The organism is Microcoleus sp. K1-B1 (genome assembly GCF_036704705.1).
GTDB lineage: Bacteria > Cyanobacteriota > Cyanobacteriia > Cyanobacteriales > Microcoleaceae > Microcoleus.
In genome coordinates this window covers 13,428-27,357 of the sequence record NZ_JAUBSH010000077.1, presented here as the reverse complement: position 1 = coordinate 27,357, position 13,930 = coordinate 13,428, and the positions used below count along the sequence as shown (strand labels likewise).

At 46.2% G+C, this 13,930-nt stretch carries 8 protein-coding genes, 2 tRNA genes and 1 pseudogene; 9 read left to right on the top strand and 2 right to left on the bottom strand.

Features of this window, described 5'->3' with window-relative positions; all coding sequences use genetic code 11:
- Positions 1 to 274, top strand: a pseudogene (locus QUA83_RS22915) (hypothetical protein); the annotation flags it as partial.
- Between the two features lie 3 nt (positions 275 to 277).
- Here the strand turns inward: QUA83_RS22915 and QUA83_RS22910 are convergent.
- Both QUA83_RS22910 and smc read right to left on the bottom strand, forming a co-directional pair.
- Positions 278 to 1,297, bottom strand: a complete 1,020-nt coding sequence (locus tag QUA83_RS22910; protein ID WP_333296066.1) for a PRC-barrel domain-containing protein — start codon at positions 1,295 to 1,297, stop codon at positions 278 to 280.
- A gap of 68 nt (positions 1,298 to 1,365) precedes the next feature.
- Positions 1,366 to 5,256, bottom strand: a complete 3,891-nt coding sequence (gene smc, locus QUA83_RS22905) for a chromosome segregation protein SMC (RefSeq protein ID WP_333296065.1) — start codon at positions 5,254 to 5,256, stop codon at positions 1,366 to 1,368.
- Between the two features lie 365 nt (positions 5,257 to 5,621).
- Here smc and murA point away from each other — a divergent pair, with 365 nt between their 5' ends.
- The 8 genes from murA (at position 5,622) to QUA83_RS22865 (ending at position 13,923) form a co-directional block, all read left to right on the top strand.
- Complete coding sequence (murA, locus tag QUA83_RS22900) at positions 5,622 to 7,037, top strand: UDP-N-acetylglucosamine 1-carboxyvinyltransferase (protein ID WP_333296063.1); 1,416 nt, start codon at positions 5,622 to 5,624, stop codon at positions 7,035 to 7,037.
- A gap of 136 nt (positions 7,038 to 7,173) precedes the next feature.
- Entirely contained in the window at positions 7,174 to 8,007 is an 834-nt protein-coding gene (locus tag QUA83_RS22895; RefSeq protein ID WP_333296074.1) for a M48 family metallopeptidase, read from the top strand.
- A 17-nt stretch (positions 8,008 to 8,024) separates the two neighbouring features.
- Positions 8,025 to 8,106 (top strand) — tRNA-Leu (locus tag QUA83_RS22890).
- An 892-nt stretch (positions 8,107 to 8,998) separates the two neighbouring features.
- A complete protein-coding gene (locus QUA83_RS22885) occupies positions 8,999 to 9,130 on the top strand; it encodes a hypothetical protein (protein ID WP_333296061.1) in 132 nt (43 codons plus the stop codon).
- A gap of 17 nt (positions 9,131 to 9,147) precedes the next feature.
- Positions 9,148 to 9,229, top strand: a tRNA-Leu gene (locus tag QUA83_RS22880).
- 205 nt (positions 9,230 to 9,434) lie between these two features.
- The gene (locus tag QUA83_RS22875) at positions 9,435 to 12,782 is read left to right on the top strand and encodes a hypothetical protein (protein ID WP_333296060.1); all 3,348 of its coding nucleotides are present in this window, start codon (positions 9,435 to 9,437) and stop codon (positions 12,780 to 12,782) included.
- A gap of 64 nt (positions 12,783 to 12,846) precedes the next feature.
- Entirely contained in the window at positions 12,847 to 13,005 is a 159-nt protein-coding gene (locus tag QUA83_RS22870) for a hypothetical protein (RefSeq protein ID WP_333296058.1), read from the top strand.
- A 42-nt stretch (positions 13,006 to 13,047) separates the two neighbouring features.
- Positions 13,048 to 13,923, top strand: a complete 876-nt coding sequence (locus QUA83_RS22865) for a DMT family transporter (RefSeq protein WP_333296057.1) — start codon at positions 13,048 to 13,050, stop codon at positions 13,921 to 13,923.
- Positions 13,924 to 13,930: the final 7 nt, after the last annotated feature.

The window sequence follows — 13,930 nt, the reverse complement described above, 5'->3', positions numbered from 1 at the left end:
TAAGAATGGTGCAACATCTCAGTTTAAACTCACATCTTGCACCAATATCAGCAACGGGCTAGAAGCCCGTTCCACAAGAAAATCTACTCTTTGTGGAACAGGCATCTTGCCTGTTCTTAAGAATGGTGCAACATCTCAGTTTAAACTCACATCTTGCACCAATATCAGCAACGGGCTAGAAGCCCGTTCCACAAAAAATAAACTTGATTGTGGAACGGGCATCTTGCCCGTTCTTAAAAAGAGTGCAAAATATTGGTTTCAGCTAATTGAGTGATTCCTAATAACCAGGCTCTTCCTCGTACTCAGGAGTCTTAGTTTTCTCAGGGATATTCACCCGAGGAGCCTGGTAAGGCTTCGGTGCCTCATCGTCAGCCCAAGCATCAGCCTCCACATCATCCTCGTACTCCACCACCGGCTGCTTCGGGCGAGAAATCTCGGCGCGAGTGTATTGCGGCTGTTCCTCGTACTCTTCCTCCTCGTAATCGTCCTCCTCGCCGCCCCAATTATCCTCTTCGTAATCCTCGTAATCCTCGATTTGCTGCTGCTGTACCTGCACCGCGCGCATCGGCGGCTGGCGAACCGCAGGCCGATTCCACTCTAAATCCTCATCCCAAGGAACTTCCTCCACCGCAGGCGCAGCTACGCGGCTCCGCATTTCCGGTGCAGGTATCCGCACGCCTGGGCCCAATTGATTTCCCGTAGCCACGGGTTTCGGATAATAACCTGCCTCGTCCTCTTCTCGTTCCCAAGGTGCTTGGCCCAAACCAACGCGCTCCAGCAAACCCACACTAAGCTGCCTGAGCCTTTCTTCGGAACCTTCAAACACAATCAAGCGATTCGGGCCGCTGCTGACAATTTCCTCAATCCCCAACTCGTAAGTGCTGAGAACTTGGTCGGGGATTTGGGGGATTCCCAGAGAAGCGATAATTATAGAAACTAACTTACCGTCTTCGGGGTCGAACCTAAAGCCCCGCACCCTACCCAAAAGTTCGCCAGTTTCGGTAATAACTTCGCTGTTAATCAAAATGCTGTAGACTTCAACATCAACATCATCTTCGATCGCGCTCTCATCTTCCACCAACAGCACGTCGCCGATTTCGCTGACATTGCTGAGGAACATAAACTTCGGCATTCCAGCGACCGCGAATATATTATCACGTAGACCGATCGCCACAACTTCCCGCCGGTCAATGTCCACCCACAATTGACTAACCACCCCCAAGCGTTTACCTCTGTCGCGGGTGATGACCTGAGTGCCTAGAATATCGGAGCGTTGGCAGATTTGTTCGGATGTCATTCTAACTTTAATCCTGATTTATTAAGTACATATATCACTCAACACGAGCGTTAACATAAACTCCGGGACTACAACTTCAGCCCTATGACTTGAGTATAAGCTCCCCGTGCTTGAGTAACGCCAATTGTACGCTCAGCCGATTGAATCATAGGTCGCCGCAAACTCACAACAATAAACTGGGCTTGTTCAGACTGTCGTTTTATCATTCTAGCTAATCGCTCCACATTTGCCCCATCTAGAAACATATCCACTTCATCAAAAGCGTAGAACGTAGACGGGCGGTAGCGTTGCAGCGCAAAAATAAAACTCAGCGCTGTCAATGATTTTTCGCCTCCAGACATGGAAGCCAGCCGCTGTACGGGTTTGCCCTTCGGGTGAGCCACCAAATTCAAGCCACTGCTGAAGGGGTCTTCCTGGTCATCTAGCTGGAGATAGCCATCGCCTTCGGAAAGTTCCGCAAAGATAGTCTGGAAGTTCTCGTTAACGGCGTCGAAAGCTTCTTTAAAAGCGCGCCGCCTGAGTGTGGTAAAGTTTTCGATTCTCAACAGCAGTTCAGTGCGTTCTCCTTCCAATGTCGTCAATTTTTGACTTAATTCTTGAAGGCGTTCTTGAGTGCGGTTGTACTCTTCCAAGGCTAGCATATTGACTGGTTCTAAAGCTTGAATGCGCTTGGCGATCGCCTTTACTTCCTGCTGCAATTCCGTCAAATTGGCTTTCTCGACATTTTCAGGAATCGACGGCACGGGGTCGGGCATTTCCGCCCGCTGCGCTTCCAATAGAGTGCGGACTGCGGCTAATTGTTCCCGGCGTTCTTGCTGAGTTTCGTGAAGTTTTTGCAACTGCCACTGTAACTGTTGTTTGGCTAAATGCTGTTCTCGCAATTGAGATTCCGCCCGATCGCGCTCTCCCTTCTGCACGCCCAATTTTTCCTCAATTTCCCCCAAAGCCGCCTTAGCTGCGGCAATTTGTCCATCGAGTTCTAACTGCTGCGAAACAATGCGATCGATCGCATCCGCCCCCGCGTTTTGCTGGACTTGCCATTCCTGCAATTTCTCGCTGCCTTCCTTAATTTTGTCTTCCAAACGACCGAATTGATTTTCCAAGTCTACAAGGCGTTGCTGGACGTTTCTCAGAGCCAATTCTCGCTCTTGCAGTTGCGCTTCCAGAGCGCGCAAACCCGATTGCATTTGCTGCCATTCGCTGTGACTGTTCGACTCTTCCAACTGCGCCAAAGTTTGCCGGTACTGCTGCAATTGAGTTTCCTGTGCGGGCAATTCTCGTTCCAGCAACTGCAATCTCGATCGCGAATTAGTTAATTCCTGTGTGTTTTTCGCAATTTGCGATCGCACTTGTTCCTGTTGCGCTTGCAAATTCTTAATTTCTGAATCCAACTGTTCCAACCGCAACTGATGTTCGCGCAAATTTTGTTTCGCTTCCATCAATTCTTGGCTGCGAGTTTTGACTGCAACAGACGCGCGATCGATCGCAATTTTGCACCGTTCCAAAATCCGCTCAATTTCCTCCAACCTTTCTTGCAAAGACGCGATCGTTCGGGCTTCACTAGCAGCCTCACTAGCCTCAACCGTGCCAAAATGCAAAGTAGATCTATTAGTAGAACTTCCCCCAGTCATCGCCCCGCTAGTTTCCAAAATTTCCCCGTCCAAAGTGACAATCCGGTACTGTCCCAAATAGCGACGGGCGTCGCTGAGGTTGCTAAACACAACCGTACTGCCAAAAACGTAAGCAAAAATTTCCTGATACCGCGAATCGCAATCAATCAAATTAACAGCCGCATCCACAAACCCAGCCGCGCGCCGCAAATTTTCATTCACCGAATACCTGCCGCCTCTAATCTTATTCAAAGGCAAAAACGTCATCCTTCCCGCCCGTTTTTGTTTCAACAATTCGATCGCAGCAGCAGCCACGCTGTCATCTTCCACCACCATATTTCCCATGCGCCCGCCCGCCGCTATTTCCAGCGCCAACTGATAGCGCGGTTCTACCCTGCCGAGTTGCGCCACCAAGCCGCAAACTCCGCCAATTCCGCTTTGCGCGACAATTTTTGCCGTAAACGTTCCCGTCGCTTCTTGCAGTGCTTGAAACTGCACTTCTAGTTTGTCTAATTTGCGCTGTCTTTCCCGCTGTTCTTCCAACAAACGAGTTTGAGTTTCCTGTTGCAGTTGCAATTCTTGTTCAGCTTCGACTAAAATTTGATTCAGCGATTCTACTTGCAAAGATGCCACGCCTTTGGTTTCCACAAGGCGAGATTGCTGCTCTTTTTTCGCTGCAATTTCCTGTTCCAATACTTGCAGCGATTGGTTTTGTTCTTGAATTTGACTTTGCAGGCGATCGGCTCTTTCGCCAATGGTAGCTTGTTCTGTACGCTGCGGTTCCAAAGTTTGTTGAATTGTTTCGATTTGGCGGTGCAGTTCCGTTTGCTGCTGTACCCAAGCTTCTGCCGTGGAGGCGATCGCATTTGCAACTTCCCGACTTTCATCTAAACTTTGCTGGGCTGCATCCCGCTGTTCCTGAAAACTCCCCTGCTGAGACTTAACATAAGATATTTCAATCTCAATTTGCTCCAAACTTTGTTTAAATTGCCGAACTTCTTCCTCGGTTTGTGCTATGCTAGCCGCCATTTGCCCAGCAGTTGTTTCCAAATCCTGTTTGCGGTTTTGCAGTTGTCGCCTTTCCGCTTCCTGAGTGGCAATCGTCGCTTGCAAAGCCAACAATTCTGACTCTCCCAAAGCTTTAACGCGGGCATTCAGTGCGTCAAGTTCGGCGGTTGCTGCTTGAATTTGGGTGCTAATTGTTTGCAGTTGTTCGGTGAGAGATGCCGAAGTGCGATCGCCCGCTTCGATTTGTTCGCGCAGTTTCCATTCTTGCTTTTGCAACTGGCGGAATTTCAGCACAATTTCCCACTGCGATTTTTCTTGAAATTCCGCCCGCAATTTTTGATATTTTTCCGCTTTTGTGCGATCGGAAGCCAGTCTATCGCGCTGAGACATCAGCTCTTTTTCTACAATGCTGCTGCGTTCTTCCACCTCCTTAACTTCATCCAACTTCTGCCTAGCTAAAGAGATTTTGCGATCGAACTGAGCCACCCCTGCCAATTCGTCAATGATTTCTCTGCGTTCCTTAGAATTCATCGAAATAATGCTGGTAACGTCTCCTTGTAGCACGACGTTATAGCCTTCGGGATAAATTCGCAAGCGATTGAGTTGTTCGTGAAGTTGAGTCAGCGTGCAAGGTTGGCCGTTAATGTAATAAGTTGAAGTGTAAGTACCTTGGCGAGTTACCCGAAGTTTGCGCGTCACACTCCACTCATCCGATTTTGGATTTTGGATTTTGGATTTTTTATTAGTAGCGAGTAGTTGTCCGTTGTTGTCTTGAGTTGCTGCGATTTCAATCTCTTCTACATCTTCAACAGATAACTCATCCGATTTTCGATTTTCGATTTTCGATTTTCGATTAACAGGAGATGATTTGCCGTTGTTATCTTGAGTTTCGGTAATTTCTATCCCTTCGGCTTCTTCAACAGATAGAGGCGATTCTTGATTGACAGGAGATGATTGTCCGTTGTTGTCTTGAGTTTCGGCAGTTTCTATCGCTTCGACTTCCTCTGCTTCAACAGATAACTCATCTGCTGCATTTTCCTCCTCATCTTCATCGCGGGCGAACCATTCCTCTCCCACATCTTCCAACGCAAAAGTCGCTGTCACGCTAGCTTCGATCGTACCGCGTTTGTTTTGGGCGCTGTTCACCAAATCCGGCAAACGTTCAGCCCGCATTCCCTTAGAACTCGAAAGTCCGAGACAAAATAGCAAAGCGTCGAGGATGTTGGACTTCCCTGAACCGTTGGGCCCGGAAACCACAGTAAAACCGGGCAGCACGGGAATGGCCGTCGTGCCGCCAAAAGATTTAAAGTTAGTCAGTTCGATCCGTTTAATGTGAACCATATGCTAGGAGTAGCTTTGGCTCTAGGTTGTTGTCACAGGTTAGCACAGGCAATGGGGCGATCGACAATGTGTAAACTTTCTGGCATTGTCGATCGAACCGATATCTTACACCTTTGTCAACAACCCAGCCGGCTTTTACTTCAAAAGATCGTTGACAAAGGTATAACATTTGCTATTCGAGCGACCGCTACAAATGAACGTAAATTTTGATACAGATAATTTCATGAGACTCGATCGACATTATTTGTGCGATTAAACCTGAAAGCCTTGTCCCTACTGAATTCCAGCAAATATAATTCCCGGAATTCCAAATGTTACCCCTAGACATATAAAAACTTTCCGGTAAAATCGAACCAAAATTAATAATGTATAAAGTAACGAAGCGAATTATGGAGGGCAAACCCATTACACCAGCTCAGAACTCATCTAACCTGCCAGCTTCACCTGAAAGCGACCAACAAGTATTGCAAATTTGGGGTCGCCAGCCCCTTAAAGGACATGTCAAAATCAGCGGCGCCAAAAACTCGGCCTTAGTCGTCATGGCAGGAGCCCTGCTATGCCCAGAGGATTGCCGTCTCCGCAACGTTCCCGGTCTGGTCGATGTCGCCCGCATGGGGCAAATTCTCTCGGCTGTAGGAGTCAAATTACAGCAGCACGGCGACGTTCTAGACATCAACGCCAGCAACCTCATAGACGCTCAAGCCCCCTACGAATTAGTCAGCCAACTGCGGGCGAGCTTCTTCATCATCGGCCCACTGCTAGCGCGTTTGGGATTTGCCAAAGTACCCTTGCCAGGTGGCTGCGCCATCGGTGCCCGACCCGTGGAACTCCACGTTCGCGGTCTGCAAGCCCTCGGCGCCGAAGTCCACATCGACCACGGCACGGTTCACGCTTACGTCAAAGGGCCAAACCGCCGCCTGAAAGGAGCCAAAATTTATTTGGACTACCCCAGCGTCGGCGCAACTGAAACTTTGATGATGGCGGCGACTCTGGCTGAAGGAGAAACCGTGATTGAAAATGCGGCTCAAGAGCCGGAAGTCGCAGATTTGGCGAATTTCTGCCGCGCAATGGGAGCAAAAATTCAAGGCGCTGGCACGAATACGATCGTCATTTCGGGAGTTCCCAAGCTGCACGCGGTAGACTATTCAATTATTCCCGATCGCATTGAAGCCGGAACATTTTTAGTAGCCGGAGCCATCACTCACTCGGAAATCAGTTTGTCGCCGGTAATTCCCGACCACCTGACCGCAGTCATTGCCAAATTGCAGACAATTGGGGCGAAAATTATTGCAGAATCCCCCGACATTTTGCGGATAGTTCCCGGCAAAACTCACTCGGCCACAGACATCGAAACTCTGCCTTATCCTGGTTTCCCCACAGATATGCAAGCTCAGTTTATGGCTTTGCTGACGCTGAGCGAAGGCGACAGCTTGATCAAAGAAACCGTGTTTGAGAATCGCTTGCGCCACGTAGCAGAACTCAACCGCATGGGCGCCGACATTCGCCTTAAAGGCAATGTAGCGATTGTGCGCGGAGTGTCGCGGCTGTCGGGTGCGCCGGTAGTGGCAACAGATTTGCGGGCTTCGGCGGCGTTAGTGTTAGCGGGACTTGCAGCCGATGGTGTCACCACCATCAGCAGCTTGCAGCACTTAGACCGCGGCTACGAGCAGTTAGAGGTGAAACTGCAAAAATTGGGAGCTAAGTTGCGGCGCGTCAAAGAGGGTACAGACCCGGCGACTGCTGAGGCTCCTGTCAATCCCGTGCGATCGGGTTTAAAGTAGTCAGAAGGAAGAAGGAAGAAGGAAGAAGGAAGAAGGAAGAGGAAAAAAGGAAGAAGCAAAAGAATTCCCCATGCCCAATTCCCCATGCCCCATGCCCAATTCCCAATTCCCAATTCCCCATTCCCAACTGACTAAAATGTCGAACATACCCCTCATCGGTTTAAAAGCAGACCAGTTTCGCCACCCGCTAGACTTGGAAGCTACCAGCACTCTCAAACAACTGCCCGGCCTGGATTTGATCGTGCGGCAGTTGCTGGGACAACTTGGCGAACAGTTTTTTATGCTGGAAAATCTGGCTTCCAGCGTCCAAGTCGGCGAAAATCAATTACCCCACCTGCATCAATTGCTGTTGGATGCCTGCAAAACTCTGGATTTGGAACCGCCGCAGCTTTATGTCCGCCAGCATCCGATGCCAAATGCTTACACCTTTGCGATGCGGGGAAAACAGCCTTTTGTGGTGATGCACACTTCTCTGATTGATTTGCTCACAGACGAGGAAGTTAAGGCAGTAATTGCTCACGAGTTGGGGCATTTGAAGTGCGAGCACGGAGTTTACCTGACTCTGGCTAATTTAATTGTGTTGGCCGCCGGCCAAATTTCGCCTGTGGGAGCCGTACTCGCGCAGGGTTTGCAGGCGCAAATGTTGGAATGGTTGCGGTGTGCAGAATTTACGTGCGATCGCGCCGCCTTGCTCGCCACCCAAGACCCAAAAGTGGTAGCATCGCTGTTGATGAAACTGGCCGGAGGTTCGCCGACTTTAGCTCCGAAACTGAATGTCGATGCGTTTTTGGCGCAGGCGCGGGCGTACGACGACCTCAGCAGCACTCAACTGGGAGAAATGCTCAAACAAGCTCAGACGGCTCAGTTGTCCCATCCTGTACCAGTATTGCGCGCCAGAGAGATCGATCGCTGGGCAAGTTCAAAAGATTATGAATCTTTGCTTGGAGGAAATCGATCGGTGTGTTATTAAGGTGAAACCAAAACAAAGGGCGGGTGGCGAAATTGGTAGACGCATCAGACTCAAAATCTGACACCGAAAGGTATGAGAGTTCGATTCTCTCCCCGCCCACTGCTAAAAAAGCTAGTGATGTCTTAATAAAGAACTCTGTGATAGGTAGCCCAGTAGCTCCAAGTGCATATCTCATCACTTGATATCCCCCTTGCTTGTGGCTGTGGTTGCTAGTCGAGTATTTTGCCAACTTCAGTTGAAATAACTCATGAGCAACCGCACTATTACTTTCATCTGCTTTTTTATGTAATAAAAACAGAAAAAGATGAGTAATCAGGCAACCACTATACCTTCTGTGGATTTAGCTATGGTTCCAGGCACAGTTTATCTCCAAGATTGTGTCTCGAATCAGTTAAGTAAACTGTATACTCTTGATTTAGCCACAGGTAAAGCAACACTCATCGGTTCTCTTGGATTTGTGGTTAAAAGTGTATCGAAAAGTACAAAAGTTTGGCAATAAAATCGCTGAAATTCTTACCCAGAGAGACATAATCTATATCAATCACCCGATAGCCAGGAGAACCCCTTCATCGGTGAGATCATTACAGAAGTGTATGATATTGCCGTTGTATATTCACAAATCTATGGCATGGAGCGAGTACGAGATCGATAACCTGCTCGTTGCTGCTGACTTCGCACCACTGAAAGAAGAGAAAGATGTTACGTTTTATTAATAAAAAAAAAATTATCTACGCCTTTAGATAGAGTAATAGTCATGCCCGGAGCGGTAAAACTGGCGACCAATTCTAGCAGATGCTGAGAGTTTATCAGCACTAACGGAAAGACCGTCACCAGCAACCTCGAGTATGATTTATTAACAGTTTTGCAAAACAAGTTTAATACCATATATCACATTAAGTGATTCACATTAAGTGATTACCAAAAACTGAATGTAGATGTCTTTTTAGCGCAGGCGCGAGCCTACGACCTCAGCACCACTCAATTCGGAGATATGCTCAAACAAGCTCAGACGGCTCAGTTGTCCCATCCTGTACCAGTATTGCGCGCCAGAGAGATCGATCGCTGGGCAAGTTCAAAAGATTATGAATCTTTGCTTGGAGGAAATCGATCGGTGTGTTATTAAGGTGAAACCAAAACAAAGGGCGGGTGGCGAAATTGGTAGACGCATCAGACTCAAAATCTGACACCGAAAGGTATGAGAGTTCGATTCTCTCCCCGCCCACTGCGAGGAAAGCTAGTGATATTGTAATAAAGCGCTCTGTGCTCAATAGCCAAGCAGCTCCAACTGCATCTATCATCACTTTATCTCGCACTCGCTGGTGGCTGTCGTTGCTAGCCGAGTATTTTCCCAAAATCAGTTGAAATAACTGATGACCAACCGCACTGTTACTTTCATCTGCTTTTTTATGTAATAAAAACAGAAAAAGATGAGTAATCAGGCAAGCAATATATCTTCTTTGGATTTAGCTATGGTTCCAGGGACAGTGTATATCCAAGATTGTGTCTCAAATCAGTTAAGTAAACTGTATACTCTTGATTTAGCCACAGGTAAAGCAACATTCATCGGTGAGATCATTACAGAAGTGTATGATATTGCCTTTGTTGATTCACAGCTCTATGGCATCGATCGAGAAGGCGACACAACGCAGCTCGTAAAAATTGACATCAAAACGGGCGATACGGCTGTCATTGGGGATACGGGCTTTGCTACAGCCGGCTTGGCTTATAATGCCCAACGTCAAACCCTTTATGCCACCACAGCTAAACAACTCATTGCCCTTGATCTCAAAACAGGAAAAGGTACACCAGTAGCTACCGTAGCTAATAAAGACTACAACTGTGGTGAAGTTGCCTTTGATAGCAATGGCATAGCATATATCACATTAATTGGTTACGAAAAGAAGAAATTACTTGCTAGATGCAATCTCGATACTAGCGAAGTTAAAACTATTGGTGATACCGGATTTCCTGGTATTGGCAGTATGGAATTTGTTGGCAATGTCCTTTATGGCGTTACTGGCAGATTTTTTAATTTGGGAAAAGACGGTCAATTAATCCGCATTAATACCAAGACAGGTAAAGGCGCATTAGTGGCTCAAACCAAGCCTAGCGGTCGTTGGGCAGGAATTGCGGTTTATCAACCAGCAGAAGTGAGCGCAACCGTCACTTCAAAAGTTAATACTGAAACGGCACAAGGTGCACAAACAACTACTACAACGGGTGACGAAACTATGAAACTGTTAACGATTGATACCAAAGAAAACTGTTACGTTATCAATACCGCTCAGATGAATAGCTTGCAACAAAATGTTGCTAAGTCTCTGACATTAGACAAAGGTACTTTTGACATCCAAATCACCAGTGGTAGCTACAGTTATAGTGCAGACAATACCGCCAGTGAGCCTTTTGTTTTTCTCTGGATTTATGGACTTGATGGCAGTACCTTTATCAACACAAAGACAGGTGTTGAGACAGGTGCAACTTGGGCAACTTTAAACGGCTATAACGACAAATTGCAGTTAGACATCAAAGAAAAAGCTGTAGTCTGTGCTTTATTCTTTGATATCTATAGTGGTGATAATCAAGGACAAGTCACTGTTTCAATCACTGGCAATCAACAGTTTAGTACCCAAACTTTAACCGTTGATAGCAAGGAAAACTGCTATTCGCTGGATGGCAATTATCTCTCCACTCTTAAAAAAGCAAATGCTAATTCTATCGAGTTAGCCCCAGGGAACTATCGCGTCAAGATTCGGGAAAGCACTGCCACTTATGGAGCAGAAGCAAAAAATTTCCAATTAGAACCTTGGGCGTTACTGTTGCTTCAAGGAGGAAAATTTATCTCCAAGTTGACAGGAATTGAACTTAGCGAAAGTTGGTGTTCCTTAAATGGCTTCAAAGATGACGTTATTTTTGAAGTCAAACAAAAAACCACCCTCTCCGGCTTCTTTTTTGATACATACATAGAAGATAACGAAGGGCAAGTTGTTTTAGAAATCAACAACATCAGTGATGAAGAAGTAGAGCGAGAAAAGGCAGAGTCATCAGTACAACCTGGTAGGGGCAGCAGCGAAAGCAGTGTTAGTGTAGTGGGTGGTGGTAGCACAACTAGCTCTGGTGGCACAACTAGCTCTGGTGGCACAACTAGCTCTGGTGGTACAATTAGCTCTGGTGGTACAATTAGCTCTGGTGGTACAATTAGCTCTGGTGGTACAATTAGCTCTGGTGGTACAACTAGCCCGGGTTCTGAAAATATCAATATTGGCAGTGGATTTGGGTTCACTTTTGACCAAGATCAGATGGAACAAATGTGGCAGCAAATGGCAGCCCAAATCAATACTTCCATCACAGTAACAGGTGACCCGAACGAGAAAAAAGAAGCTTATTGGGACAATTTGGAAAAATGGCTGCTTAAAGGCTATCAAACTCAAGCTAAAGACTTAGCGATGAAGGTAGCACGGCTGGAGTTTATGCTTAAAACTCTTACCCAACAAATGGAAGTTAGTTTTAATCAGAATTTCCACAATTGGTCGGGATACTTCAACAAAAATCTCAACGACTTATTTATTTCCCGAATTCCCCGCATTGTTAGCGAGCAGGTTAATTTAAGAATCTCTGAACAAACCCAAGAGATTAAAAACTTAGTGCTGCAACAAATGCAAACCGAACTCAATGAGCGTGTTGAGGCCGTCGTTAATCTCAAAGTGGCTAATCAGACTCAAGAAGTTAAGAACCTCGTAGTTCAGCAAATGCAAACTGAACTTGAGCAACGGATTGAGAATGTAGTTAACATCAAAGTTGCCAATCAGTCTACAGAGATTAATACCCAGGTAATTAATCAAATATCGACTGATATTGATGAGCGCATTAGTAACTCCGTTAATGTCCAAATCGCCAATCAATCTCAAGAGATCACTAATCAGGTAATTCAGCAAGTCCAACATACTATTGATGAGCGTGTTGAGAATGTTGTGAGCATCAAGATTTCCGATCAAACCCAGAATGTGAAGAATCTGGTGATTCAGCAAATGCAAACTTACATCGATCAACGCATCGATAATGTCGTGAACCTGAAAGTGTCTAATCTATCTCACGATATTAACACTCAAATTGTTCAGCAAATTCAACACGACATAGATCAGCGGATTAATGCGGTAGTTAATCTCAAACTTGCTGACCAAAGCCAAAACATTAAAAATCTGGTCATTCAGCAGATTGAATCTAACATTGATGCTCGCATCAATACGGTTGTTAATCAATCTAGCACTAGCAACGTGCAGTTAGTGACTAATAATATTGTCAACGATCTTGACAATCGCATTAATGTTAGCTTGGATAACAAAATTCTCAACTTCCGTAATGATGTATCTACGATCGTCAAAAATGAGCTGAACCAAAACTTCACGCAGAACATCAAAAATACGATTTTTGCAGAATTGAAACAGCAACAATTCTACCTAGATATGAACTTGATCAAGTCAGAAGTTGAGAACTTCTACTCTAATCTTGCACAGTTTGAGAATCAGTTCTATTTACGCATTGAACAAGGGGACACTCAACTGTATAACTGGACGCTGGAACAACTTATTGCTCTCCAAGGTTGCTTAACAGATCGTCAGGCGTTAGTCGATATGTTTGAATCTTTCGCCACTAAACTCAAAGACGAATTAGATAATGCTGAATGCGTTCGTCCCGATCGTTTTGGTTCTTGGGTAAGAACAGATATGCGGTCACAATTTCAACCTAGCCAATCTCCGCAATTACCACCACGTTAATCAGTAGGTAGACATATCTTGGGTGTCCGAAGAAAGGAACGAAGCAATCCCAAACTGCAAGCGAATGGCTTCGTTCCTCTATTCCGACATGATGGTATTGATTTATGTTCACCGCCCACTGCTAAAAAAGCTTAATAAATCTAGGGTTCCAGGTAGGCTACCGGGAACCCTAATTTATATGGCATCGGGAATCGGGCATCGGGAATTGCGAATTGGTAACTAAGGACAACAGTCAACAGTCAACAGTCAACCGTTAACAGATTTTATGGGTGAAATCGCCGCTTTAGGCGCTGCATTTGTCTGGGCTCTATCTTCCACCATCTGGCAGCGAGTAGGACAGCAACTCCCCGCAGTAGTGCTAAACTTGCTCAAAGGTGCGATCGCCCTTTTCATGCTCCTTGCCACTGTACTAATTTTAGGTAAACCCTTACCCGCAATCAACCCTAATATTTTAGCAATGCTGCTGATCAGCGGCTGCCTAGGAATTGGCATCGGAGACACCGCTTTCTTTATCGTCTTAAAATATTTAGGCGCGAGGCGAACGCTGCTTTTAGAAACCCTATCTCCCCCTTTAACAGCTTTATTGGGCTTAATATTTTTGCAAGAAAAGTTATCGGCCATTGCTTGTACTGGCATTCTTTTAACTATCTGCGGCGTAGCGTGGGTAATTGCAGAACGAACAGCCGAAACAACCTTACCATCAAAACATCTTTGGCAAGGATTAGCCATTAGTTTATTAGGACAAACATCCCACGCCATCGGAGCTATTTTATCCCGCGCCGCCTTCACTCAAATAGATATTGATCCCCTGTGGACAGCCGCCTTGCGTTTGAGCGGGGGCATGGCAGTCATGCTATGCTTTTTGAACCCCAAAAAACTTGACAGTTTCAAACAATTAAAAGCGCCAAAACTATTAGGTGCAATAATTATAGCAGCTTTTTTAGGAACATATCTCGGAATTTTTCTGCAACAGATTTCGCTGAAATATGCACCCGCAGCAATCGCTCAATCACTCAGTTCTACCAGTCCCCTATTTATACTGCCTTTAGCGGTGCTGGCGGGTGAAAAAGTGAGCATTCGGGCTGTTTTAGGGGTAGTTGGTGCGATCGGCGGAATCGCTTTATTATTGGGTTTGAAGTGATGAGATG

Bases quoted from the DNA above. Each gene is read 5' to 3' on its own strand.
- QUA83_RS22910 (WP_333296066.1), bottom strand. From the start codon at position 1,297: ATGACATCCGAACAAATCTGCCAACGCTCCGATATTCTAGGCACTCAG.
- QUA83_RS22870 (WP_333296058.1), top strand. From the start codon at position 12,847: ATGGCTTCGTTCCTCTATTCCGACATGATGGTATTGATTTATGTTCAC.
- smc (WP_333296065.1), bottom strand. From the start codon at position 5,256: ATGGTTCACATTAAACGGATCGAACTGACTAACTTTAAATCTTTTGGC.
- murA (WP_333296063.1), top strand. From the start codon at position 5,622: ATGTATAAAGTAACGAAGCGAATTATGGAGGGCAAACCCATTACACCA.
- QUA83_RS22865 (WP_333296057.1), top strand. From the start codon at position 13,048: ATGGGTGAAATCGCCGCTTTAGGCGCTGCATTTGTCTGGGCTCTATCT.
- QUA83_RS22875 (WP_333296060.1), top strand. From the start codon at position 9,435: ATGAGTAATCAGGCAAGCAATATATCTTCTTTGGATTTAGCTATGGTT.
- QUA83_RS22895 (WP_333296074.1), top strand. From the start codon at position 7,174: ATGTCGAACATACCCCTCATCGGTTTAAAAGCAGACCAGTTTCGCCAC.
- QUA83_RS22885 (WP_333296061.1), top strand. From the start codon at position 8,999: ATGCTCAAACAAGCTCAGACGGCTCAGTTGTCCCATCCTGTACCAGTA.